This is a genomic window from Campylobacter hominis ATCC BAA-381, assembly GCF_000017585.1.
GTDB classification, from domain to species: Bacteria; Campylobacterota; Campylobacteria; order Campylobacterales; family Campylobacteraceae; genus Campylobacter_B; species Campylobacter_B hominis.
Window position 1 is genome coordinate 622,278 of the sequence record NC_009714.1, and the last position, 22,888, is coordinate 645,165.

Annotated in this window: 26 protein-coding genes; 25 read left to right on the top strand and 1 reads right to left on the bottom strand. The window is 32.8% G+C overall.

Translation table 11 applies throughout. The annotated features are described in order from the left end of the window. Nucleotides 1–493: 493 nt before the first annotated feature. The 20 genes from CHAB381_RS03200 (at nucleotide 494) to CHAB381_RS03295 (ending at nucleotide 15,985) form a co-directional block, all read left to right on the top strand. Nucleotides 494–688 (top strand): hypothetical protein, encoded by a 195-nt coding sequence (locus CHAB381_RS03200; RefSeq protein ID WP_012108543.1) that lies wholly within the window; start codon nucleotides 494–496, stop codon nucleotides 686–688. A gap of 79 nt (nucleotides 689–767) precedes the next feature. Beyond that, nucleotides 768–1,811, top strand: coding sequence for a GTPase ObgE (gene obgE / locus CHAB381_RS03205; protein ID WP_012108544.1), 1,044 nt, complete (start codon nucleotides 768–770; stop codon nucleotides 1,809–1,811). Beyond that, a complete protein-coding gene (gene proB / locus CHAB381_RS03210; RefSeq protein ID WP_012108545.1) occupies nucleotides 1,808–2,566 on the top strand; it encodes a glutamate 5-kinase in 759 nt (252 codons plus the stop codon). Before obgE ends, proB begins: the two co-directional genes overlap by 4 nt. A 9-nt stretch (nucleotides 2,567–2,575) precedes the next feature. Then, a complete protein-coding gene (fmt, locus tag CHAB381_RS03215; RefSeq protein ID WP_012108546.1) occupies nucleotides 2,576–3,484 on the top strand; it encodes a methionyl-tRNA formyltransferase in 909 nt (302 codons plus the stop codon). Then, nucleotides 3,468–4,100, top strand: coding sequence for a biotin--[acetyl-CoA-carboxylase] ligase (locus CHAB381_RS03220; protein ID WP_232215080.1), 633 nt, complete (start codon nucleotides 3,468–3,470; stop codon nucleotides 4,098–4,100). The genes fmt and CHAB381_RS03220 overlap by 17 nt, the downstream gene beginning before the upstream one ends. Beyond that, complete coding sequence (locus CHAB381_RS03225) at nucleotides 4,097–4,885, top strand: ParA family protein (protein ID WP_012108548.1); 789 nt, start codon at nucleotides 4,097–4,099, stop codon at nucleotides 4,883–4,885. The genes CHAB381_RS03220 and CHAB381_RS03225 overlap by 4 nt, the downstream gene beginning before the upstream one ends. Then, a complete protein-coding gene (locus CHAB381_RS03230) occupies nucleotides 4,882–5,742 on the top strand; it encodes a ParB/RepB/Spo0J family partition protein (protein ID WP_012108549.1) in 861 nt (286 codons plus the stop codon). The genes CHAB381_RS03225 and CHAB381_RS03230 overlap by 4 nt, the downstream gene beginning before the upstream one ends. 61 nt (nucleotides 5,743–5,803) lie before the next feature. Further along, a complete protein-coding gene (locus CHAB381_RS03235; RefSeq protein ID WP_012108550.1) occupies nucleotides 5,804–6,226 on the top strand; it encodes a F0F1 ATP synthase subunit B family protein in 423 nt (140 codons plus the stop codon). Between the two features lie 9 nt (nucleotides 6,227–6,235). Further along, nucleotides 6,236–6,751 carry a F0F1 ATP synthase subunit B gene (locus CHAB381_RS03240; RefSeq protein ID WP_012108551.1) on the top strand — a complete coding sequence of 172 codons (516 nt, stop codon included), beginning with the start codon at nucleotides 6,236–6,238 and terminating at the stop codon, nucleotides 6,749–6,751. Nucleotide 6,752: 1 nt separating this feature from the next. Further along, nucleotides 6,753–7,283 carry a F0F1 ATP synthase subunit delta gene (locus CHAB381_RS03245; RefSeq protein ID WP_012108552.1) on the top strand — a complete coding sequence of 177 codons (531 nt, stop codon included), beginning with the start codon at nucleotides 6,753–6,755 and terminating at the stop codon, nucleotides 7,281–7,283. A 10-nt stretch (nucleotides 7,284–7,293) separates the two neighbouring features. Next, on the top strand, nucleotides 7,294–8,811 hold the full coding sequence (gene atpA, locus CHAB381_RS03250; RefSeq protein WP_012108553.1) for a F0F1 ATP synthase subunit alpha: 1,518 nt from the start codon (nucleotides 7,294–7,296) through the stop codon (nucleotides 8,809–8,811). Between the two features lie 9 nt (nucleotides 8,812–8,820). Then, nucleotides 8,821–9,711, top strand: a complete 891-nt coding sequence (gene atpG, locus CHAB381_RS03255; protein ID WP_012108554.1) for an ATP synthase F1 subunit gamma — start codon at nucleotides 8,821–8,823, stop codon at nucleotides 9,709–9,711. Nucleotides 9,712–9,721: 10 nt separating this feature from the next. Beyond that, the gene (gene atpD, locus CHAB381_RS03260; protein ID WP_012108555.1) at nucleotides 9,722–11,119 is read left to right on the top strand and encodes a F0F1 ATP synthase subunit beta; all 1,398 of its coding nucleotides are present in this window, start codon (nucleotides 9,722–9,724) and stop codon (nucleotides 11,117–11,119) included. A 12-nt stretch (nucleotides 11,120–11,131) separates the two neighbouring features. Then, complete coding sequence (gene atpC, locus CHAB381_RS03265) at nucleotides 11,132–11,524, top strand: ATP synthase F1 subunit epsilon (protein WP_012108556.1); 393 nt, start codon at nucleotides 11,132–11,134, stop codon at nucleotides 11,522–11,524. Beyond that, a complete protein-coding gene (locus tag CHAB381_RS03270; RefSeq protein ID WP_012108557.1) occupies nucleotides 11,525–12,103 on the top strand; it encodes a MotA/TolQ/ExbB proton channel family protein in 579 nt (192 codons plus the stop codon). It begins immediately after the preceding gene. Further along, nucleotides 12,103–12,501, top strand: a complete 399-nt coding sequence (locus CHAB381_RS03275; RefSeq protein WP_012108558.1) for a biopolymer transporter ExbD — start codon at nucleotides 12,103–12,105, stop codon at nucleotides 12,499–12,501. The genes CHAB381_RS03270 and CHAB381_RS03275 overlap by 1 nt, the downstream gene beginning before the upstream one ends. Before the next feature lie 4 nt (nucleotides 12,502–12,505). Further along, the gene (locus CHAB381_RS03280) at nucleotides 12,506–13,372 is read left to right on the top strand and encodes a TonB C-terminal domain-containing protein (RefSeq protein WP_012108559.1); all 867 of its coding nucleotides are present in this window, start codon (nucleotides 12,506–12,508) and stop codon (nucleotides 13,370–13,372) included. 9 nt (nucleotides 13,373–13,381) lie between these two features. Then, nucleotides 13,382–14,635: a Tol-Pal system protein TolB gene (gene tolB, locus CHAB381_RS03285; RefSeq protein ID WP_012108560.1), complete on the top strand. Its 1,254-nt coding sequence runs from the start codon at nucleotides 13,382–13,384 to the stop codon at nucleotides 14,633–14,635. 65 nt (nucleotides 14,636–14,700) lie between these two features. Continuing rightward, nucleotides 14,701–15,165: an OmpA family protein gene (locus tag CHAB381_RS03290; RefSeq protein ID WP_012108561.1), complete on the top strand. Its 465-nt coding sequence runs from the start codon at nucleotides 14,701–14,703 to the stop codon at nucleotides 15,163–15,165. A gap of 1 nt (nucleotide 15,166) precedes the next feature. After that, the gene (locus CHAB381_RS03295) at nucleotides 15,167–15,985 is read left to right on the top strand and encodes a tetratricopeptide repeat protein (RefSeq protein ID WP_012108562.1); all 819 of its coding nucleotides are present in this window, start codon (nucleotides 15,167–15,169) and stop codon (nucleotides 15,983–15,985) included. A 179-nt stretch (nucleotides 15,986–16,164) separates the two neighbouring features. On the opposite strand, the gene CHAB381_RS08980 is transcribed toward CHAB381_RS03295, so the two are convergent. Next, the gene (locus CHAB381_RS08980) at nucleotides 16,165–17,430 is read right to left on the bottom strand and encodes a YqiA/YcfP family alpha/beta fold hydrolase (protein ID WP_012108563.1); all 1,266 of its coding nucleotides are present in this window, start codon (nucleotides 17,428–17,430) and stop codon (nucleotides 16,165–16,167) included. A 310-nt stretch (nucleotides 17,431–17,740) separates the two neighbouring features. Between CHAB381_RS08980 and CHAB381_RS03305 the strand changes: the two genes are divergently transcribed. The 5 genes from CHAB381_RS03305 (at nucleotide 17,741) to bioA (ending at nucleotide 22,882) form a co-directional block, all read left to right on the top strand. Beyond that, the gene (locus CHAB381_RS03305; RefSeq protein WP_012108564.1) at nucleotides 17,741–18,301 is read left to right on the top strand and encodes an FKBP-type peptidyl-prolyl cis-trans isomerase; all 561 of its coding nucleotides are present in this window, start codon (nucleotides 17,741–17,743) and stop codon (nucleotides 18,299–18,301) included. 3 nt (nucleotides 18,302–18,304) lie between these two features. Then, the gene (gene fabD / locus CHAB381_RS03310) at nucleotides 18,305–19,234 is read left to right on the top strand and encodes an ACP S-malonyltransferase (protein ID WP_012108565.1); all 930 of its coding nucleotides are present in this window, start codon (nucleotides 18,305–18,307) and stop codon (nucleotides 19,232–19,234) included. Beyond that, entirely contained in the window at nucleotides 19,231–19,914 is a 684-nt protein-coding gene (locus CHAB381_RS03315) for a 5'-methylthioadenosine/adenosylhomocysteine nucleosidase (protein ID WP_012108566.1), read from the top strand. Before fabD ends, CHAB381_RS03315 begins: the two co-directional genes overlap by 4 nt. Then, nucleotides 19,911–20,642: a tRNA 2-thiocytidine(32) synthetase TtcA gene (locus CHAB381_RS03320; protein ID WP_012108567.1), complete on the top strand. Its 732-nt coding sequence runs from the start codon at nucleotides 19,911–19,913 to the stop codon at nucleotides 20,640–20,642. Before CHAB381_RS03315 ends, CHAB381_RS03320 begins: the two co-directional genes overlap by 4 nt. 299 nt (nucleotides 20,643–20,941) lie before the next feature. Beyond that, entirely contained in the window at nucleotides 20,942–22,882 is a 1,941-nt protein-coding gene (gene bioA, locus CHAB381_RS03325) for an adenosylmethionine--8-amino-7-oxononanoate transaminase (protein ID WP_012108568.1), read from the top strand. The last annotated feature ends 6 nt before the right edge of the window (nucleotides 22,883–22,888 follow it).

The window sequence follows — 22,888 nt, forward strand, 5'->3', positions numbered from 1 at the left end:
GTCGCGCAAGACTTTGTGTAGCGCAAAAATGCAAAAATATAGATAAATACAGTGATTTCAGAGAAGATTTAAAATTAAATTTCACCGATAATTTTATTAAAAAATATTTAAATTTAGAAGTTATTGATGACGCGCATAAATTTTGTGAATGGTTTGACGCAAATGTGGAATTTTTAAGTTGGGATGAAATAACAGAAAAAATAATTGAAACATTACATTTAAAAAATAATAATATTTAATAAATATTTTAGCATTTTTATTTTGCATTTATAAATATCCATAATAAGGCATTTTAAAAAAAATATAATTTATCAATATTTTTTTTGCACATTAAATTTGAATTCGCTATTTTTTGTTTTAAAACCGTTTATCTGTAAAAATATCGCTAATTTTATATCCGATATTACGTAAAAATTGTGCTTTATGATACTGTAAAAGTGTCGATATAAAAGACTTTACGAATTTCAATTAAAAAAATTACGGACTAAATGATTTGAATGAAATTTTAAATATAGCGGATATTAAAATTATCTTTAAAAAAGGCAAAAAATCTTATGAAGTCGCTAGAAAAATTTTAAATGATGATAATAGGCTTATGGCTTTAAATTCCACAAGTAGCGCAAACGCAAGAATGTCGTTTGATGATTTGATTTGCGAGTGGTCTGATAACTTGCTGAAATTTTTGTAAAATAAATCTAAAATTTGTGTAACCGGAAATTTCAGCTTGATTTGATATAATCTTCAAAAAAATAAAATTAAGGTTAAAAATGTTTGTAGATAATGTGAAATTTCACACTAAAGCCGGAAAAGGCGGAGCCGGATGTGTCAGTTTCAGACGCGAAAAATTTATTTTGTTTGGCGGACCTGATGGCGGCGATGGCGGCGATGGCGGTAACGTTTATTTTAAAGCGGATAAAAACTCTCACACACTTTCAAAATATAAAGGTAAAAAACTTCTAAAAGCAGAAAACGGTGCAGGCGGAGAAGGGCGTAAAAAATTCGGTAAAAAAGGTGCTGATTTGGTGCTTATCGTGCCGCCCGGAACTTCTATTTACGATGATAAAACAGGTGAACTTCTTTTTGATTTGAAAGAAGACGGCGAGAAAGTTTTGGCGTTAAAAGGCGGAAAAGGCGGGCTTGGAAATGTGCATTTTAAAAGCCCTGTAAATCAACGTCCTGAGTATGCGCAACCTGGACTTTCAGGTGAAGAAAAAGATATCAGACTGGAGCTTAAGCTGATAGCTGACGTTGGACTTGTAGGATTTCCAAATGTCGGCAAATCTACTCTTATTTCAACGATTTCAAATGCCAAACCTGAAATTGCGAATTATGAATTTACAACTCTTACGCCAAAACTTGGAATGGTTGAAGTTGATGAGTTTTCAGGTTTTGTGATGGCGGATATACCTGGAATTATTGAAGGAGCTAGCGAGGGGCGAGGGCTTGGAATTAAGTTTTTAAAGCATATTGAGCGCACGAAAATTTTACTTTTTATGATTGATATGTCGAATTATCGCACTTTAAAAGAACAATTTAATGCATTAAAAGAAGAAAGCACGAAATTTTCTAAAAATTTGGCAAATAAATTGTATGCGATTGCGCTTACAAAGGCTGATACGGTAGAAAACACCGATAAAATGTTGACTGAATTTTGTGATGAATTCGGATTTGGAAGCAGGCAAATTCCAAATGAAAAAGGTGAGTTTGATAAAACAAAACCAGTTTTTGTAATGCAAATTTCAAGCGCAGCAAATAAAAATATAAAAGAGTTAAAATTTGCCCTTCTTGAAATTTTAAAGGCGCAAAATTGAAACGAATTGTAGTAAAAGTTGGCTCTCACATACTTAGTGACGAACATAAAATAAGTGAAAGTCGCGTTTGCGGTTTGTGCGATTTTTTGTGCGAACTTATGAATAAATTTGAAGTGATTTTAGTAAGCTCAGGCGCTCAAAGTGCCGGTAAAATAAAGTTTGATTTGGAAAAAACAAATCTTGTAAATCGCCAAATTTTAGCCGCTGTGGGACAACCTTATTTAATGGAAATTTATAGTCGTTTTCTTTCTAAAAACGGAATTTTGGCTTCTCAAATTTTACTTACCGCAAGCGATTTTGATTCCAGAAAATCGACAAATCACGCGAAAAATCTCATAGAAGGGCTTTTAAAACATAAAATTTTGCCTATTATAAATGAAAATGACGCGACTGCAATTGCAGAAATTGTTTTTGGTGACAATGATAGACTTAGTGCTTCTGCGGCACATTTTTTCGGTGCCGATTTGCTTGTGATTTTAAGCGATATCGACGGATACTACGACAAAAATCCGCGCAAATTCAGTGATGCTAAAATACGCGAAAAAGTATCTGAAATAAGCGAAGACGAACTGAATCTTACATCTGAAGCCGGAAGCGAGTTTGGCACAGGTGGTATTGTGACAAAACTGAAAGCTGCGCAATTTTTACTTGAAAACGGCAAAGCGATGTTTTTAGCAAGCGGTTTTGATTTAAGCGTGGCAAGAGCGTTTTTGCTTGAAAATCGCCAAATCGGCGGCACGCTTTTTAATGCTTAAAGGAAAAAAATGAAAATTGTTTTTATGGGAACGCCAGAGTATGCAACTGCTATTTTAAGGGCTTTGTTTGAGAATAATTTTAAAATTTCAGCTGTTTTTACGCAGCCTGATAAACCTGTCGGCAGAAAACAAATTTTAACTCCGCCGGATGTGAAAAAATTTTTACTTGAAAGTCACGCTGACACACCGATTTTTCAACCTTCAAACATTAAAACGCCGGAAATTGCAAAAAAAATCTGTGAATTTTCGCCTGATTTTATTGTAGTGGCGGCTTATGGACAAATTTTGCCGCTTGAAATTTTAGAAATTTGTCCATGCATAAATTTACACGCTTCGATTTTGCCTAAATTTCGCGGTGCAAGCCCGATACAAAGCGCGATTTTAGAAGGTGAAAAAATTAGCGGCGTAACTGCTATGAAAATGGGAGCAGGGCTTGATGACGGCGATATTTTGGGATTTAGTTTTTGTGGAATTCAAAAGCTTGATGAGAGCGAAGTTTTTCATAAATTCGGAAACGTTGCCGCTAAATTATGTATTAAAATTTTGCAAAATTTTGACGATATAGCACCTTTAAAACAAAAAAACGTTCTTTCAAGCAAATGCAAAAAAATAAAAAAAACAGACGGACTTGTAAAATTTAGCGATAGCGCTGATGAAATTTCGGCAAAATTTTCAGCTTTTAAAACGTGGCCGGGAATTTTTTTGGAAAATGGTACGAAACTGCTTGAAATTCGAAAATTTTCAGATGAAAAAAAAGAGTTCGGCAAAATTTCACATATTACAAAAGATGGTTTCACGCTTGCTGTAAAAGACGGTGAAATTGAAATTTTGAAGTTACAGGAACCTAGCAAAAAAGCTATTTTGGCGCGAGATTTTATAAATGGAAAGAGGCTTAAAATTGGTGATAGAATTTCTTGAAACTTTGCCGTCTACGCAAAGCGAGCTCATTTTACGGATTAAATCCGGTAAAGTTTTCGGCAAATATGCACTTGTCGCGGAAGAACAAAGTGCCGGTTTCGGAAGCCGTGAAAATGAGTGGGTAAGCGGCAAAGGAAATCTTTTTTTGTCGTTTTGCTTGAAAGATTGTGAAATTGCAAGTGATATACAAAAACAATCTCTTAGCATTTATTTCGGTTTGATTTTGCAGGAATTTTTAAATAAAAACGGTTCTAAAGCATGGTTAAAATGGCCGAATGATATTTATATAGGTGAAAATAAATGCGGCGGAATTTTAACTTCAATAGTTAGAAATTTTATAGTTTGCGGCATAGGATTAAATTTAATAAATGCACCGGAAAATGCCGAAATTTTAGATATAAAAATGAAGCGGGATGCCATAATTTACGGCTTTTTGGAAATGGTGGAAAAACAAATTTCATGGAAGCAAATTTTTAGCAAACTTTTGATAGAATTTGAAAAATCAAAAAAATTCGTAGCTACGATTAACGGCAAAAAAGTACCATTAAGTGAAGCTATTTTGTGTGATGACGGCTCGATTTTGATTAATGACAAAAAGGTGTATTCTTTAAGATGAGTGAAATTATTACAATTGCAAATCAAAAAGGCGGAGTCGGCAAAACTACAACTGCTGTAAATTTGGCATCTTGTCTGGCAAATAGCGGCAAAAAAGTACTTCTTATAGATGTGGATCCGCAAGCTAATGCTACAACCGGACTTGGATTTAGCAGAAACGATTATGAATTTAATATATATCATGTTTTTTTGGGCGTTAAAAAAATCTCTGAAATACTTTTAAAAACCGAAATAGAAAATCTTGAATTGATTCCATCAAATATCGGGCTTGTAGGCATTGAAAAAGAATTTTCAGATATGGATAATAATTATAAAACAATTCTTAAAAATTCATTGATGGAAGTTGAAAAAAATTATGATTTTATCCTGCTTGATACACCGCCGACACTTGGAAATATAACTGTAAATGCGCTTATTTCAAGCAATAGTGTAATAATTCCTATTCAATGCGAATTTTATGCGCTGGAAGGTCTTGCGCTTATTTTAAATACCATAAAATTTATCAAAAAAACAGAAAATAAAGATTTGCAAATTTTAGGATTTTTGCCTACGATGTATAGTAATAATAATCTGGCGAAAGAAACTATAATAAATTTAAAAGAGCATTTTGGCGATAAGCTTTTTAAAAATATGAACCAAAAAGATGAGTTTATAGTTATTCCTAGAAATGTAAAACTTGCAGAAAGCCCAAGTTTCGGCAAACCTATAATATTATACGATCCGAAATCAGTCGGTGCAAATACATATAAAAACCTCGCAAGATTAATAATAAGGAAATTTCAATGAGTGGAAGAAAAAAAGCTCTTGGACGTGGGCTTGATGCTATTTTAGGCGATGTCGAGCTTACTTATACAAAAGAGCTTCAAAGCGGAAGAAACGATATAGTAATTGAGCTTGAAATAGATAAAATAAAACCAAATCCGTATCAACCGCGCAAAAATTTTGATGAAGAAGCTCTGAAAGAACTTAGCGAAAGTATTGAAAGACACGGACTTATTCAGCCGATTATAGTTATGCAAAAAGGAGATGAATATCTGCTTATAGCCGGAGAACGTCGTTTAAGAGCCACAAAAATTTTAGGCGATAAGACTATAAAAGCGATTGTTGCTGATTTTGCATCTCAAAATTTAAGAGAACTTGCACTAATAGAAAATATTCAAAGACAGGATTTAAATCCAATTGAGCTGGCAAATTCTTATAAAGAGTTGATAGATGAGTATAAAATTACGCAGGAAGAACTTTCAGATATAATTAAAAAATCCCGCACCCAAATAACAAATACTATTCGCTTACTCTCACTTAGTGATTTTACACAAAAAATGATAGCAAATAATAAAATTTCTCAAGGGCACGCTAAAATAATGGTCGGCTTAAATCCGGAACAGGAAAAACTTGTTGTAGATACGGTAATAGGACAAAAATTAAGTGTAAGAGAAACTGAAAATTTAGTCAAAAAGATTAAAGAAAAAAATTCGCCGAAAGTTGCAAAAAAAATAAATGATGAAGTTAAAAATTTTAAAATAGAACTTGATAAACTTAAAACTAAACTTGAAAAATTCGGCAAAATTAGTATAAGAAATCGAAAAATTTCAATAGAATTTGATGAAATTTCGCAAATTTCAAAATTTATTGAGAAATTTTAGCAAATTTTTTGAATTCATATTGTAAAATACAAAGTTTCGTAAATTTTTTAAAGGAGAGATAATGTTTGAAGTGAGTTTTCCGGCAATGGTAATGACCATTGTGGTTTTTCTGGCTTTAATATATTTTTTAAATCAAAAGCTTTATAAACCGCTGCTTGCATTTATGGAAGAAAGAGAAAATTCTATTAAAAAAGATGAAGAACTTGCAAATCAAAACACTTTGGATCTGAATATAGACAAAGCGGAGCTCGAAAAAGCTGTGAGTGAAGCAAACATGAGCGCAAGTCAAATTAAAAATGAAGCAATTCAAAAAGCAAAAGATAAAGTTGACGAAATTCTGTCTAAAAAAAGAGTAGAATTACAAGCTGATTTTGATGATTTTATGAATGATCTTGCTAAACAAAAAGATGAAATTAAAGCTGGATTACAAAGTAAAATACCTGAATTTCAAAATAGTTTAAAAGCGACTTTGTCAAAGATTTAAGGTAAAGCGATGAATAAATTTTTATTTTTTATTTTTGTTTTTGTCGGAATTTCATTTGCAGGAGATGATACGGCAACAAAAGATTATGATATAGTTTGGCGAACAATAAATTTTGCAATTTTCTTCGGAATTTTATTTTATTTGATAAAAGGGCCTATAAAAAATGCTTACAATGCAAGAATAAACAGAATTTCAAGCAGACTTGAAGCGATTCAGACAAAGCTGAAAGAATCAAAAGAAAAAAAGGAAGCTTCAAAGAAAAACCTTGAAGATGTTAAACAAAAATGTGTTGAGCTTATTGAAACAGCTAAAAAAGAGGCTATTCAATTGGATGAAAAAATTCAACAGTCGGCTCAAATTGATATTGCTCAAATGCAAAAAAGTTTTGCAGAGCAAAAAGAATTTGAAATAAGACGTCTCAAAAAAAGTGTTACCGCTGAAATTTTGGACGAACTTTTTAATGAAAAAAGTGTAAATCTTTCACAAAACGAGCTGATAAATTTAGTTCAAAAAAAGGTGGTTTGAAATGTCTGAAAATATAGCAAAAAGATATGTAAAAGCATTGATTGAAGTTTGCAAAAAAGATGAATTAAATGATGTTTTAAAAGGGCTAAAAGCTATAGTATCCGCTTTCAGCGTTGCAAAATTTAATGATATAATTAAATCACCTACAGTTAGCAAAAAAGATAAAATTTCACTTATACTTTCTTTTTTGAAAGAACCTAATGTAAAAATTGAAAATTTACTTAAAATTTTGATGAAAAACGGCAGAATTTCTCTTTTGCCTCAAATTTATGATGGTATCAAAGAAAGCATAGCTTTGTCAAATAATGAATATCAAGGTAAAATTTACACAAAAGAAAATTTAGATGAACCTACGATTAAATTACTTGAAACGAATTTTTCTAAAAAATTGAATGCAAATATAAAATTTGTTTGTATTGCGGGAAATTATACAGGTGTGAAAATTGATATAAGCGATCTTGGGTACGAGATAAGTTTTTCAATTGACAGATTAAAATCAGCAATGAGTGAATATATATTAAAAGCAATTTAAAGGAGAGCGCGTGAGTGCAAAAATTAAGGTAGATGAGATAAGTAGTATAATCAAAGAACGAATTGAAAACTTTGAGCTAAATATCAATATCGAAGAAACAGGCAAAGTCGTTAATGTCGCAGATGGCGTGGCAAGCGTATATGGTCTAAAAAATGTAATGGCAAATGAGATGGTTGAGTTTGAAAATGGCGTAAAAGGTCTCGCTCTCAATCTTGAAGAAAATAGTGTAGGTGTCGTTATTTTAGGTAGTATAAGCGGAATAGTAGAGGGTACAAGTGTAAAAAGGCTTGGTAAACTTTTAAGAGTTCCGGTAGGAGATGCTTTAATAGGTCGTGTTGTAAATGCATTAGGTGAGCCGATTGATGCAAAAGGTCCTATAGAATACAGTGAAACCAGATTTGTTGAAGAAAAAGCTAAAGGCATTATGGCTAGAAAATCGGTTCATGAACCGCTTCAAACAGGTCTTAAAGCAATCGACGCTCTTGTTCCGATCGGTAGAGGTCAAAGAGAGTTAATTATCGGAGACCGTCAAACAGGTAAAACAACAGTTGCTGTTGATACTATCATAAACCAAAAAGGACAAGATGTAATTTGCATATATGTAGCAATCGGTCAAAAACAATCGACAGTTGCTCAAGTTGTGAAAAAATTGGAAGAGTATGGCGCTATGGATTATACTATAGTTGTCAGCGCAGGAGCCAGTGAGCCTGCTGCACTTCAATACCTTGCACCATATGCAGGTTGTACAATGGGTGAATATTTCAGGGATAATTCACGCCATGCTTTGATTATTTATGATGATCTTAGCAAACATGCCGTAGCTTATCGTGAAATGTCTTTGATTTTGCGCCGTCCACCTGGACGTGAAGCTTATCCTGGAGATGTTTTTTATCTTCATTCAAGATTGCTTGAAAGAGCAAGCAAACTTAGTGATGAACTAGGTGCTGGAAGTTTAACAGCGCTTCCTATAATAGAAACACAAGCAGGTGATGTTTCAGCCTATATTCCTACAAACGTTATTTCAATTACAGACGGGCAAATTTTCCTTGAATCCGGATTATTTAACTCAGGTATCCGTCCTGCTATCAATGTCGGTCTTTCAGTTAGCCGTGTTGGAGGTTCCGCTCAAATTAAAGCCATTAAAAAAGTATCCGGTACACTCCGCCTTGATCTTGCACAATACCGCGAACTTCAAGCATTTGCACAATTTGCAAGTGATTTGGACGAAAGTAGTAGAAAACAACTTGATCGTGGTCAAAGAATGGTTGAAATTTTAAAACAACCACCTTACAGTCCGCTTCCGGTTGAAAATCAAATTGTTATTATTTTTGCAGGAAGTCGCGGATTTTTGGATGATATACCGGTTAGTGCGATAGGAAAATTTGAAAACGAGCTTTATTCATTTATTGAAGCAAAGTATCCAAATATATTTGAAGACATACGAACCAAAAAAACGATTGAAAAAGATTTGGAGGAAAATTTAGCAAAAGCGTTAAATGATTTTAAAATGACTTTTTCCGTCAAATAAGGTTAAATTATGGCAAATTTAAAAGATATAAAGTTAAAGATAAAAAGTGTAAGCAATACCGAAAAAACGACAAAGGCTATGAAGCTTGTATCTAATGTCAAGCTTAAAAAAGCTAAAGATTTCGCTAAACAATCGAAAGCTTATGCTATTAAAATTAACGAGCTTTTAAGCGAAATTTCCGCTAAAATTCAGGTAAATATTAAAAGTTTTGCCGATGATAAATTTTTTGATACCAATAGAGAAGTAAAAATAGTGGATATTATTTTTGTTACAGCCGATAAAGGACTTTGTGGCGGTTTTAATATTCATACAATTAAAAAAGTTAAGGAAACTATTGAAGAGTATAAATCAAAAAAAATAAAAGTTCGTCTTAGAGCTATAGGAAAAAAAGGTATTGAATACTTTAATTTTCAAGGTGTAGAACTTTTGAAAAAGTATATAGGTTTAAGTTCGTCTCCAAGTTCTAAAAAGGCTGCTGAAGTGATATATGAAGCTATTAATGATTTTGAAAACGGAAAAACTGATAAAATTGTTTTAATACATAACGGCTATAAAAATATGATTTCGCAAGAGATGAAAGTAAATGTTTTACTTCCTGTTGAGCCGCCTACTGCCAATGAAAACAGTTATGTAGGTTCAAATATGGAATTTGAACCAAGTGATGGCGGAGACAATATAATAAGAACTTTGACGAAAAAATATTTCGAATACAGTATGTATTATTCGCTTATTGATTCGCTTGCAGCTGAGCACAGCGCCAGAATGAATGCGATGGAAAATGCGACAAACAACGCGAAAGAGCGTTTAAGTCAATTGAATTTGGAATACAATAAAGCTAGACAAAGTTCAATTACCACTGAGCTTATAGAAATCATCAGTGGTGCGGAATCAATGAAATAAAGGAGAATTGATGAAAGGTATTATTTCGCAAGTAATGGGTCCTGTCGTAGATGTGGATTTTAAAGATTATTTGCCAAAAATTAACGAAGCAATTGAAGTCAAATATGATGTAGAAGGCATTCAAAAAAGACTCGTACTTGAAGTAGCGGCGCATTTGGGAGATAATAAAGTGCGCACAATTGCTATGGATATGAGTGACGGCTTACGTAGAGGTCTTGAAGCTGAAGCTTTGGGTGCACCTATCAGCGTGCCTGTCGGTAAAAAAGTTTTAGGTAGAATTTTTAATGTAACAGGTGATTTGATTGATGAGGGCGAGCCTGAGGATTTCGAAACTCGCTGGTCAATTCACAGAGATCCGCCAAGTTTTGAAGATCAAAGTACAAAAAGTGAAATTTTTGAAACAGGTATTAAAGTTGTAGATCTTCTAGCACCTTATGCAAAAGGTGGAAAAGTCGGACTTTTCGGTGGTGCAGGTGTCGGAAAAACAGTTATTATTATGGAGCTTATTCATAATGTTGCTTTTAAGCATAATGGATATTCGGTATTTGCAGGCGTTGGTGAAAGAACAAGAGAGGGAAATGATCTTTATAATGAAATGAAAGAAAGCGGTGTTTTGGATAAAGTTGCCCTAACTTATGGTCAAATGAACGAGCCACCGGGAGCAAGAAATAGAATCGCTTTAACAGGTCTTACAATGGCTGAATATTTCCGCGATGAACTTGGGCTTGATGTACTTATGTTTATTGATAATATTTTCAGATTTTCACAAAGCGGTTCGGAGATGTCTGCGCTTCTTGGAAGAATTCCATCAGCCGTTGGTTATCAACCGACTTTGGCTAGTGAGATGGGAAAACTTCAAGAGAGAATTACATCAACCAAAAAAGGTTCAATTACATCGGTTCAAGCTGTATATGTTCCTGCAGATGACTTGACAGACCCTGCTCCTGCAACTGTTTTCGCACACCTTGATGCAACTACCGTTTTAAATAGAAGCATCGCTGAAAAAGGAATTTATCCTGCTGTTGATCCGCTCAATTCAACTTCAAGAATGCTTGATCCTCAAATTGTCGGTGAGGAACATTATAAAATAGCTCGCGGAGTTCAAGCTGTGCTTCAAAAATATAAAGATTTGCAAGATATTATTGCTATTTTAGGTATGGATGAACTTAGTGAAGAAGATAAACTTGTAGTTGAACGTGCAAGAAAGATAGAAAAATATCTATCACAACCATTTTTCGTAGCTGAAGTTTTTACAGGAAGTCCTGGAAAATATATTAGCCTTGAAGATACAATCGCAGGATTTAAAGGAATTTTGGAAGGCAAATATGATGATTTACCTGAAAATGCTTTTTATATGGTTGGAAGTATTGACGAGGTTTTAGCCAAAGCTGAAAAAATGAAAGCATAAAAGGCAAAATTTATGGATAAGTTATTCTTAGAGATTGTTACACCTGAAGGTGAAATTTTTGCAAATGATGTAAAATCGGTACAAGTTCCAGGTTGTGAAGGCGAGTTTGGAATTTTACCAAGACACGCTACTTTGGTGACTACTCTAAATGCCGGCGTTATCGAAGTTATAAATTTAGATGGCACAAAAGATATGATTGCTATTGATGATGGCGGTTGTATCAAGGTTGCTGAAGATAAAACTACTATTTTAGCTAATGGCGCAGTTTATATCGGCGGTAGTAATGAAAGCGAGATTGCAATTTCTTTGCAAAAAGCAAAAGAGTTGGTAAAATCAATGTCATCAAATACAATAGTTTATGCAACTACTATAGCAAAAATAGATGAGCAAGTAAGGCAAAAATAAGTGCAATCATTAGATATTTTTTTGAGTTATATAAATAGAAGTTCTTTTATTACACTATTTGTACTTACTTGGCTATCTATTTATTTTATTTTTACGCTTACAATTTTGATTTCGAGGTATTTTGGATTAAACAGTTGGCAAAAACGTGAGCAAAATGCCTTGGAATCTTTGCTTATGGGAAGACAAGCCAGTACTTTAAATACGGTTTTAAAGAAATTTTTAACCGGTCGCGTTACAAGAGAAAAACTTGCAATTTGTCAAGGTATGGCAGAAAAAAATGCTACAAGCGGACTTACCTGGCTTTCTATTATTTCATCTACATCGCCGTTTATCGGACTTTTTGGAACGGTTATAAGTATACTTGATACGTTTTCTAAAATGGGAGCCGGAAATTCAAGCATAGCTGTTATAGCTCCTGCTATAAGCGAGGCACTTGTTGCTACAGGTTGTGGAATTTTTGTGGCGATTCCTGCGTATACGGCGCATTTACTTATAAAGCGCAAAGCTTATGAAATTATGAGTATTATAAATCGTTCAGCTGACATTATTATTTATTCGGCACAACAAAAAGAACAATAATGTGGAATTATGATGAAAAGCCTGAGCTTAATATCACACCGCTCGTTGATATTATGCTTGTGTTACTTGCTATTTTAATGGTGACTACTCCTGCTATCATATATGAAGAAAAAATAAATCTTCCTGATGGCTCTAAAACGGAAACTTCACAAAGTACGAAAGAATTTTTGATTTTGCGAGTCGGGGATGATAAAATCATACATATAGATCAAAATTCAATGAGTTTTGGCGAGCTTTCGGATAATTTACTTCATATCGCAAATTCCGGTATGTACAGTAAAGAAAAACCTGTATATATTCAAGCTGATAAAAAATTGTCTTACGATGATGTTATGTTTGTGCTTAAAACACTCAAACAAATGGGCTTTTTTAAAATAGCACTTCAAACAAACGGATAAAAATTTGCGAAATTTTAGTAATATCGGTGCAAAATTTGATAATTTTACATCATTTTTGCTCGCTACGCTTATATATTTTTTGGCAATTTTGTTACTGATATTTAAAGCGACTTTTCATGATTTAAATCAAAATTTTACAGATGATAAAAATGCATTTATGGATATTATAGCTATTGATATAGATGAAGGCGTTCCAACCAGAACAGCAAAAGAAGTTGCCGATTCACAAGAAAGTGAAGCCGTTAAAACTTTACCACAAGAAAAAATAGAACTTGAAAATTTAAAAGTTCAAAAAAAGCCGGAACCAAAAGTAGAACAAAAACCTATAGAAAAAGTTGAAGAAAATATTGTTAAGCCTGAACAAAAAGAAATCGAAGAAATTAAACCTGAAAAAAAAGAAATTAAGCCTGAATCAAAAGAAGAAGCAAAAGACCAGGAATCTAAAAAACAAAATTTGAATGATCTTTTTGCTGCGACAACATCTAATAATGAAAAACTTACTAAGGCTACATCTGAAGTAAAATCAAAAAAAACAGGCGCAAAACAAAGTAAAGGAGCGATTTCGGATAAAGATGCCGGTAAATCGCAACTTACAGGAATTTATGATGCCTTTAAGGGCGGTGTTCGCAAAAAATTAACGACTCTTTGGTCAAGATATAATGGCGGAAGTAATAATGATGCGCTTGTCAGTATCACTATTTCCGCTGACGGAAAGCTTAAAAGTTATGAAATTTTAGAGCTATCTTATGATAGCGAGTTTAATCAGAAATTGCGTGACTTTATGGAAAGTCTTTATAATCAGGATTTTCCAAAGCCGCCAAATAACGAAGAATATACATTTAGTAAATTAAAATTAAATACACAATTATAAGGAGATAGAATGAAAAAGTTATTGTTGCTTTTTACATTTTGTGTGAGTTTATTTGCGTATGTTGATGATGCTACGATGACAATCACAAACAAAGGATCAAATTTGCCTAAGATTGTAGTTCAAAATTCATCAATGATTGCAAATTCGTCTTTAAATCAAAAATTTTTTAAACTTATGGTAGGAGATTTAAAAGTCGGCGCTACATTTGAAGTAAGCGATGAATATTTTGAAAGCAGCTATGACGGCGATTTTCGCACAAATATATCAAGCGACAGCGGTACAGCGTTAATAGTTAGATATGCTCTTAGCGATGCTTCACCTATGAGTTTAAAAGCAAAAGTTTTGGATGCAATTACAGGAAAAATTTTATATGAAAACAGTTTTTCGATAGAAGATAAATCCAAATTTCCGTTTCTTGCTCATGACGCCGTTAGTGAAATAGTCAAAAATTTAGGATATTCAAATGTTGATTGGATGAGAGAAATGATACTTTTTTCACGTTATACAAGCGCAAAAGAGAGCGAAATTCTTATAGCTGATTATACATTGACATATCAAAAAACAGTTGTAAGAGGTGGATTGAATATATTTCCAAAATGGGCAAATAAAGCACAAAATGCGTTTTATTATACATATTATATAAATAAAAATACACCTGCTATTTTTAAATACAATCTTTCAAACGGAAGTAAAAGTAAAATTTTCACAGGTAGAGGTATGACAATAGCAAGCGATGTAAGCGATGATGGAAGCAAGCTTTTGATTACAAATGCCCCAAAAGACCAACCGGATATTTTTCTATATAATCTTAATAGCGGCTCTATGAAACAAATTACGAATTATCCCGGAATTGATGTAAATGGAAATTTTGTTGATAATGATAGCAGAATTGTTTTTGTTAGCGACAGACTTGGATATCCGAATATTTTCGCGCAAAGTATAGATGGCGGAAATGTCGAGCAAATGGTTTTTCAAGGTAAAAATAACAATTCAATCAGCACACACGGTAATTATATAGTTTATTCAAGTCGCGATGGCGGCGGAAGCTTTAATATTTATTTGATTTCAACAGGCACAAATCTTATTCGTCAACTTACAGCAGACGGCAAAAATATGTTTCCAAGATTTTCAAGTGACGGTGGAAGCGTGATGTTTATAAAACATTCTAATTTTGGCAGTTCTATCGGAATAATAAGAATAAATGAAAATAAAAGTTTCCAATTCCCACTAAAAATCGGGCAAATTCAATCAGTTGATTGGTAAAACTTATATAATTTTCAAAAAAATATGTTATAATAACGCGCAAATTTATTGAAAAGGATGTAGAAATGAAACATTTAGTTTTATTATCAGCAGTAGTTGCCGCTCTTATGGTGAGTGGTTGTTCTAAAAAAACCCCTGAGGTTAATTCAAATTCAGCAGATGCACTTGCTACTTTGGCTTCAAAAATTCAAAGTGAAGTAAATACAGTTTATTTTGATTTTGATAAATTTAATATCAAAACAAGTGAACAAAGCAAAATTAGCAATAATGCAGCGCTATTCAATCAAGCAGGCGCAGAGTCTTTAACTGTTAAAATAGAAGGAAACTGCGACGAGTGGGGAACTGATGAATACAATTACGCTCTTGGTCTAAAAAGAGCAACAGCTGCAAAAGACGCTTTGGTTAAACAAGGTGTAGCTGAGAATAGATTATCAGTTGTAAGTTATGGCGAAAGCAATTTAGTTTGCACAGACAAAACTAAAGCTTGCGACGCTCAAAACAGACGTGATGAATTCAAAGTAGGTTTCTAATTTGAAATTTATTAAAATTTTGGTCGTGGCAGCTTTTGCCGCGACCTTTTTAAATTCAGAGGAAGTTTCCGTTTTTGATATGGGAAATATTAACAATGAAAATCCTCAAGGTCTTACAGAAAATGAACAGGTACTTCTTAAGAATCGCCAAAAAGTAGCCGATGTAGCCACAGGACTTGACAATACAAATGAAAGTCTTGAAGGACTTAAAACCGTTTTAGAAGGCACAAATGCTCAAATTGCCAATCTGGAAAATCGTGTAGCCGATCTTGAAATTCGCACAAAAGGCAAAGTAAGCAAAAACAGCGATTTAGAAAGTATAAAGAAGGATATCACATGGTTAAAATCTCAAATCAAAGAGATAAATGCTAAACTTGACGGTGTTAATGTAAAAAAAAACTCTAATGAAGTAGAAAAATCTGTTCCAAACAATGAAAATTCTATAAAAACACAGAATTTTACTTCTAAAAAAGAAACTGAAATTTTAAAAGAAGCTGAAAAATTATACTCAAAAAAAGATTACAGCGGTGCAAAAGAGTGCTATGAATATTTAGTTTCTAAAAATTATCAACCTGCCAAATCAAATTTTATGTTAGGTGAGATTTCTTATTTCGGTAAATCTTACGGCGAAGCAATAAAATACTATCAAACAAGCATTTCTCACAGTCAAACACAACCATATACGCCAAAACTTCTATATCATACAGCCATAAGTTTTGACAAGATCGGCGATACAAACAGCGCCAATAAATTTTATAATGCGCTAAAATCAGCGTATCCTGATTCAAAAGAAGCAAAATCTTCACCGAATAGAAAATAGTGTTACTTACTGAAATTTAGATTTTCAGTTAAGCTGTAAAAAATTTAAAATTTTTTTTAGTAAAACGGGAATTAAAATTTAAATCCGATACCGCAATTTTTTAATAGAAATTAATATATCAGTTTTTTGCTATGAAATTATTTAAAAATTTGTTTTATAAAACATTATTTAAAAATTAATTAATAAACCATTAATTTAATATGATATTTACCACCTATTATTCTTTTATAGTGATATCCATCATTTATATTATTTTTACCTTTATAACTTTTAATATCTTTATCAGTTAAATCTAAAACTTCTTTATCTTGTAGTCTTTTTCTAACCTCATCAATAGGCATTTTTCTAGCACCCATTTTTAAATATATATGTTCTACAGCCCCACTACACTCAATCCAAGCATTTCTATCTTTTAGTCTTAAATCATCTTTAACAATATTATACATTGACTTTTTACCCTCTGGAGTGCCATTTGTTCCTATATATTGAACTTTACGCCCACCCCTTTTAAATGTATAAATAAAAACTGATAAAATTTCATTATTCTTTATTTCGAGTTTCCAAAAGTCTGAATCTGAAATTAAGTTATCTGGATTTTCTAAACCTGCTACTCCGCCAATATCTTTATAAGAGTTATAAAGAATTTCATAGACTTTATCTTTGTATTTTGAAGTTTCTCTATCATTTCCTGTTAAAACATTAACAAATTTTTCATTTAGATTTTGATTTTTTGAAAAATCATTAAATATTGAATTTTCGTTTATTGGTAAAGTTTCATCAGGTATTAAGTCTATTGAGTTATGAATTTTTGTAAAATACTCAAATGCCTTTATTAGTCCTCTTTCTAATGAATCTTTGTCCGGTCTGTGAGTGCCTGGAATTCTTGTATAGTTTAAAACGCCATAAAATTCTGCTGAAAAATTATCTTTAAAATAATCATAAAAGTCAAATAATTCATCTGATTTGGCAAACATCCCAAAAGTAAGTTGCCTATTAAGTCCTCTTAAGTTTATTTTTTTATTAGAATTTAATGTAAGATTAATAATAGATGGGTCTATACAAGGATTTATAAGTATTTTAAAATTTTCCGGTCTTTCTAAACTCATTGCATAATAACCACCTAAACTATGTCCAATTACAATATCTACATTTTTTGATAATTCGTTTATTTTTGAAATTGTTTCATCATAATTTAAAAGGTTAAAATTTGGTGCAATTATTTTAGTTATTCCAAAATCGTTTAAAACTGATTTTATATTACTTGCGGTTGTACCATTACCTGAACTATTAAACCCATGAATGATAAGAACTCTTTTTAATTTTATATCATCTAAGCATTCTTTAAAGCTTTGCATTTTTATATTTCCTTTTTTTAAACTTTCAAAATTAAATTTTATTTTTATTTTACCATTAAATTCAGATATTTTTTCACATTCACTTATCATTAAAATTATTGTCCGTTTTTATAATTTTATTTACTATATTTCTAAAAATATTACAAATTTCAGCTATTTTTAATGCTTATATATCTAAGCAAAAATATCTAAAATTTCTCTAAATTTAACCTCTGAAATTCTTCAACGATAAATATAATTATTTTTCATCCTTGATATAATATCTTAAAACTACCTTATTAGAGATTAATGTTGTGTTGAAACTGAAATAAATAAAGCCTTATATGCTGATTACTGATAGTTTTAATTTACTTATTTATGATAGAATTTTTCGTTTTGAATTTTAAATTAGGAGAAAAAAATGGCAAATAATCGTGTAATATCGATGTTTTATGAACTAAAAGATGCAAATTCCGGTGAATTTTTAGAGAGTAATTTTAAGGCGGATCAAATATCGTTTTTAACGGGAAAAGATCAAATTTTAAGCAAACTTGAAGATGAGATAATAGATCTTGCTGAAGGCGCTGAAAAAATCGTTCGAATTTCTGCAAAAGAAGGTGTTGGAGAATATGATGAAAGTGCAGTGCAAGTTTTACCAAAAGAGCAATTTGCAGGTATTGATTTAAAAGAGGGAATGGAACTTTTTGGTGAGAGCGAAGACGGACAAACCGTGCGTGTAAGCGTAAAATCAATCGGTGAAGATGATGTTACAATTGATTATAATCATCCTTTTGCAGGTCGCGATTTGGAATTTCGCGTTAAAATCATGGAAAATAGAGAAGCCACTGCCGATGAAATTGCAATGGGCGTGCCTGAGGGCGTTCATACTTGCGAATGCGGCGAACATCATCACGAAGATCACGAATGTTGCCACGCTCATCATCACGAAAGCGGCGAATGTTGCGGCAAGCACCAAGAATAAATTATGAAATACGCATTTATTTTTCCTGGACAAGGCTCTCAAAGCGTTGGAATGGGCAGAGAATTTTATGAAAATTTTATAGAATGCAGAGAACTGTTGGACGAATCAAGTGAATTTTGCAAAATTGATTTTAAAAATTTGCTTTTTAGTGAAAATGAGAAGCTCGATATTTCTGAATTTACTCAACCTGCGATTGTTTTAAACTCTTTCATGGCTTTTTTGGCACTACAAAAAACAGCTGAAATTTCGCCTGTTTTTTCACTTGGACATTCTCTTGGCGAATTTTCGGCACTTGGTGTAAATAAAGCTTTGGATTTCAAAGACACAATTAAACTTGTAAATATACGCGGAAAGCTTATGCAAGAAGCGTGCGAAGGCAAAAACGCATCTATGATGGTTGTTATCGGGCTTGATGATGAAAAAGTTACTCAAATTTGCAAAAACGCAAGAGAAGACGGTAAATCTGCTTGGGCTGCAAATTTTAATTGTGATGGACAAATCGTTGTTGCAGGAAACAGAGACGATCTTTCAAATTTAGAAAGTGAGTTTAAAGCAGCAGGCGCAAAGCGCGCTATGCTTTTAAATATGAGCGTAGCAAGTCATTGTCCGATATTAGAAAGCGCCGCCAAAGAGTTGGTTAAGTTTTTAAAACCGCTTTTGACATCTGAATTTGCCCCTGTTGTTTCAAATGTTACATCGCAACCTTATAGCACAAAAGATGAAGCGATTTCGCTGCTTAAAGAGCAACTTATTTTGCCGGTGCTTTATAAACAAAGTATTTTAAATATCGAAGACAAGGTTGATTGCTTTGTGGAATTCGGCGCAGGCGTTTTAAAGGGCATAAACCGCAGAATTACGAAAAAACCGACTTTTTCGATAAATGATCTTGATTCTTTGGATAAATTTTTAAATTTTAGAAAGGAAAATTTATGAAAATAGCGATTTTAGGGGCAATGCCTGAAGAAATCGATCCGTTTATTGTAGAAATTCCAACCCAAATAGATTATTACGCAGGCAATAAATTTTACAAAGCCGAGTTTGCAGGGCACGAACTTTTTATAGCATACAGCAAAATCGGCAAGGTAAATGCCGCAATAACAGCTACCTTATTAATTGAAAAATTTAAAGTTGAGGCGTTGCTTTTTACGGGCGTTGCAGGAGCTTTGAAAGATAATTTTAAAATAGGCGAGCTTTTATATGCCACAAAACTTGCTCAACACGATTTGGATATCAGCGCATTCGGTCACCCGGTAGGTTATGTGCCGGGAAATGAAATTTTTGTAAATACCAGCAAAAAACTTAACAAAATCGCTGTAAAAACGGCAAAAGATTTAGGTTTAACATTAAAAAGCGGTGTTATAGTAAGCGGCGATCAATTTATTTGCGATGACGATAAAAAAGCGTGGATTGCAAAAACATTCGGCGCCGATGCCGTGGAAATGGAAGGCGCCAGCGTGGCTCAAGTTTGCAGCGCTTTTAAAGTACCGTTTTTTATTATGCGGGCTATCAGCGACGTAGCGGGACACAAAGCTGAGATTAATTATGATGAATTTATGGAAAATTCCGCAAAAACAAGTGCTGATTTTGTTTTAAAGATGATAGAAAAAATATGATTAGCAAAAAATTGCTTAGAATAGTCGGACAGACAAATGCAAAATATAAAATGTTTGAAGAGGGCGATAGAATTTTGCTTGGGTTGAGCGGCGGTAAAGACAGTTTGGTTTTAGCGCATATTTTAAAGCATTTTAACTCTGTAAGTCCGCTAAAATGGGAATTTAAAGCAGTTACTTTAAGCTACGGGATAAATGAAAATTTTGAACCTTTAAAAAAACATCTTAAAGAATTTGAAATTCCGCACGATATCATCGAAAGCAATATTTTTGAGTTCGGTAAAGAAAAAATTCGTCCAAACACAACATTTTGCAGTTTTTGCAGCCGTATGAGACGCGGATATCTCTATTCTTACGCGCTTAAAAACGGCTTTAACAAACTTGCTTTGGCTCATCATTTAGATGACGCTGCGGAGAGTTTTTTTATGAATTTAGGCTTTAACGGCGCTTTAAGGACACTGGCGCCAAAATATAAAGCGGAAAACCAAATAGTGATTATCCGTCCTCTCATTTTGGCAAGAGAAAGACAAATCAGAGATTGCGCCATAAAAAATGAAATGCCGATAATAAACGAAGAAGAGAGCTGCCCTGCTAAACTTTACGGTGGCAAAATGCCTACAAATAGGGCAAATACAAAACTTCGCCTACAAGCACTTGAAAAAGAAAATCCGAAATTTTTTATCAGTTTAAAATCGGCTTTTGAAAATTTGCATGCGGATACGTTTTTTTAATGAAATTTAAATGTTTGTTTGACGCAAGAAAATTTAAGCTATTTTTTCAATTTTGCTGAATATGTAAAAGTTTTTATTTAAATTTGAAAATTTCAATTTGTTAAAAGGAATAAAATAGTGCATTTTTGTTTGGAATGGTAAAATCTATGTATTTCTTAAAAACAGAAGATTGTTTAATTTAAATTATTTCGTAAAAAATTATTTTGCATCAGGCACAGTGTGTAAAATTGTAAATAGCTATTTTATAGCGTTTTTATGGTTATAAATATTTTTTAATAAAATAAAATTTAGAGGTAAAAATGAGACAAATTTTTATAACGGCAACTGATACCGATATGGGTAAAACTTTCGTTACAACGGCGATTTTAAAAGCTTTTTTGGATGCTGAATTTGAAGCCGTCGCCATAAAACCTGTTCAAACAGGCTGTGAAATTAAAAATGGTAAAATGGAAGCACCTGATGTAAGCGTCTATAAAAAAGCGAATAAAAACAATGATTATGAGCCGCTTTATGCATTTAAATTTCCGGCTTCTCCGCATTTTAGTGCCTCTCTTGAAAATTCAAAAATTGAACTTGATAAAATTTTAACTTATGTAAAAGAGTTTGAAAAAAAGCACGAAATTTTGCTTGTCGAAGGTGCGGGCGGACTTTTTGTGCCATTAAACGAGAACGAAAATTTTATAGATTTAATGCAAATTTTAAATTATGAAACCGTTTTGGTATGTAAAAATGTGCTTGGAATGATAAATCATACGCTTTTAAGCATTGAGGCACTTAAAATGCGCGGCGTTGATATTCGCGTTTTGGTTGTAAATTTTCACGATGAACAAGATACGATTGCAAAATCGAACTTAGAGTATTTAAAGGCGCATTTTAACGGTATTATCGTTGTTTTAAACAAAAATGAAACGCTAAAAAGCGCAAGCGAAAAATTTAAAATTTTAACCGACAATGTTCCAAAAAAAGAGCAAATTGATTTAGAATTCGATAAAAAGCATCTTTGGCATCCTTATACTTCGGCTCTAAACCCGCTTAAAGCGCATGGCGTGAAATTTGCCAAAGGAAATAAAATTTACACGGATGATGGTTGTTTAATAGATGGAATGAGTTCCTGGTGGTGCGCTGTAAATGGTTATAATAACGCGGTTTTAAATGAAGTTGCGATTTCTCAGATAAACAAATTTTCTCACATTATGTTTGGCGGTCTGACTCATGCACCGGCTATAAATTTAGGTAAAAAGCTTCTTGAAATTTTGCCTGAGTTCGATTATGTTTTTTACTGCGACAGCGGTTCTGTAAGCGTGGAAGTTGCGATGAAAATGGCGCTTCAATACCAACAAAATTTTGATAAGAACAAAACGAAGTTTTTAACAGTTTTAGGTGGTTATCACGGTGATACATTTGGAGCTATGAGCGTTTGTGATCCGGTAAATGGAATGCATTTTTTATTTAAAGATTTTCTAGCGAAAAATTTATTTGCACCGCGTCCGAATTGTCCTTTTGACAAGCCTTTTGATAAAAAATGTTTAAGCGAATTTGATGAAATTTTCAGCGCTCATAAAGATGAAATCGCTGCGATTATTCTTGAGCCGATTGTTCAAGGGGCAGGCGGAATGTGGTTTTATCATCCGAAATTTTTAGAGCATTTGCGCGATATTTGTGATAAAAACGGTATTTTACTGATTTTTGACGAAATTGCTACAGGATTTGGACGAACAGGTAAAATGTTTGCTTACAATTATACGAATATAGTGCCTGATATAATCTGTATCGGAAAGGCGATGACGGGCGGTTTTATGAGTTTTGCCGCAACTTTGGCGAACAAAAAGACGGCTCATGGTATAAGTAAAAACGGCGGCGTTTTTATGCACGGACCGACATTTATGGCAAATCCTCTTGCTTGCGCCGTTGCGGTTAAAAATATAGAAATTCTGCAAGACTCAAATTTAGAGCAAAACGTTTCAAGAATAGAAAAAATTTTAAAAGAAAATTTAGCCAAATGCAAAGAAATAAGTAGCGTTGCTGATGTACGTGTTTTAGGTGCTATCGGCGTTGTAGAGATGAAAGAGTGTGTAAATGTCGAAGCTTTACAGGAATTTTTCATACAAAAAGGCGTTTTTATAAGACCGTTTGCTAAAAATATTTATATAATGCCACCTTTTATCACGCCGAATAATGATCTTTTAAAACTTTGTAACGCAATTTATGAAGCTATAAAACTTAAAAAATTTCAATTTTAAAAGGCA

Excerpts from the sequence above, each read along its gene's own strand:
- CHAB381_RS03315 (WP_012108566.1), top strand. The coding sequence starts at position 19,231 with ATGAAAATAGCGATTTTAGGGGCAATGCCTGAAGAAATCGATCCGTTT.
- atpC (WP_012108556.1), top strand. The coding sequence starts at position 11,132 with ATGGATAAGTTATTCTTAGAGATTGTTACACCTGAAGGTGAAATTTTT.
- CHAB381_RS03290 (WP_012108561.1), top strand. The coding sequence starts at position 14,701 with ATGAAACATTTAGTTTTATTATCAGCAGTAGTTGCCGCTCTTATGGTG.
- atpD (WP_012108555.1), top strand. The coding sequence starts at position 9,722 with ATGAAAGGTATTATTTCGCAAGTAATGGGTCCTGTCGTAGATGTGGAT.
- CHAB381_RS08980 (WP_012108563.1), bottom strand. The coding sequence starts at position 17,430 with ATGATAAGTGAATGTGAAAAAATATCTGAATTTAATGGTAAAATAAAA.
- CHAB381_RS03230 (WP_012108549.1), top strand. The coding sequence starts at position 4,882 with ATGAGTGGAAGAAAAAAAGCTCTTGGACGTGGGCTTGATGCTATTTTA.
- CHAB381_RS03235 (WP_012108550.1), top strand. The coding sequence starts at position 5,804 with ATGTTTGAAGTGAGTTTTCCGGCAATGGTAATGACCATTGTGGTTTTT.
- tolB (WP_012108560.1), top strand. The coding sequence starts at position 13,382 with ATGAAAAAGTTATTGTTGCTTTTTACATTTTGTGTGAGTTTATTTGCG.
- CHAB381_RS03225 (WP_012108548.1), top strand. The coding sequence starts at position 4,097 with ATGAGTGAAATTATTACAATTGCAAATCAAAAAGGCGGAGTCGGCAAA.
- fabD (WP_012108565.1), top strand. The coding sequence starts at position 18,305 with ATGAAATACGCATTTATTTTTCCTGGACAAGGCTCTCAAAGCGTTGGA.
- CHAB381_RS03320 (WP_012108567.1), top strand. The coding sequence starts at position 19,911 with ATGATTAGCAAAAAATTGCTTAGAATAGTCGGACAGACAAATGCAAAA.
- obgE (WP_012108544.1), top strand. The coding sequence starts at position 768 with ATGTTTGTAGATAATGTGAAATTTCACACTAAAGCCGGAAAAGGCGGA.
- CHAB381_RS03275 (WP_012108558.1), top strand. The coding sequence starts at position 12,103 with ATGTGGAATTATGATGAAAAGCCTGAGCTTAATATCACACCGCTCGTT.
- CHAB381_RS03305 (WP_012108564.1), top strand. The coding sequence starts at position 17,741 with ATGGCAAATAATCGTGTAATATCGATGTTTTATGAACTAAAAGATGCA.
- CHAB381_RS03245 (WP_012108552.1), top strand. The coding sequence starts at position 6,753 with ATGTCTGAAAATATAGCAAAAAGATATGTAAAAGCATTGATTGAAGTT.
- CHAB381_RS03240 (WP_012108551.1), top strand. The coding sequence starts at position 6,236 with ATGAATAAATTTTTATTTTTTATTTTTGTTTTTGTCGGAATTTCATTT.
- atpG (WP_012108554.1), top strand. The coding sequence starts at position 8,821 with ATGGCAAATTTAAAAGATATAAAGTTAAAGATAAAAAGTGTAAGCAAT.
- fmt (WP_012108546.1), top strand. The coding sequence starts at position 2,576 with ATGAAAATTGTTTTTATGGGAACGCCAGAGTATGCAACTGCTATTTTA.
- bioA (WP_012108568.1), top strand. The coding sequence starts at position 20,942 with ATGAGACAAATTTTTATAACGGCAACTGATACCGATATGGGTAAAACT.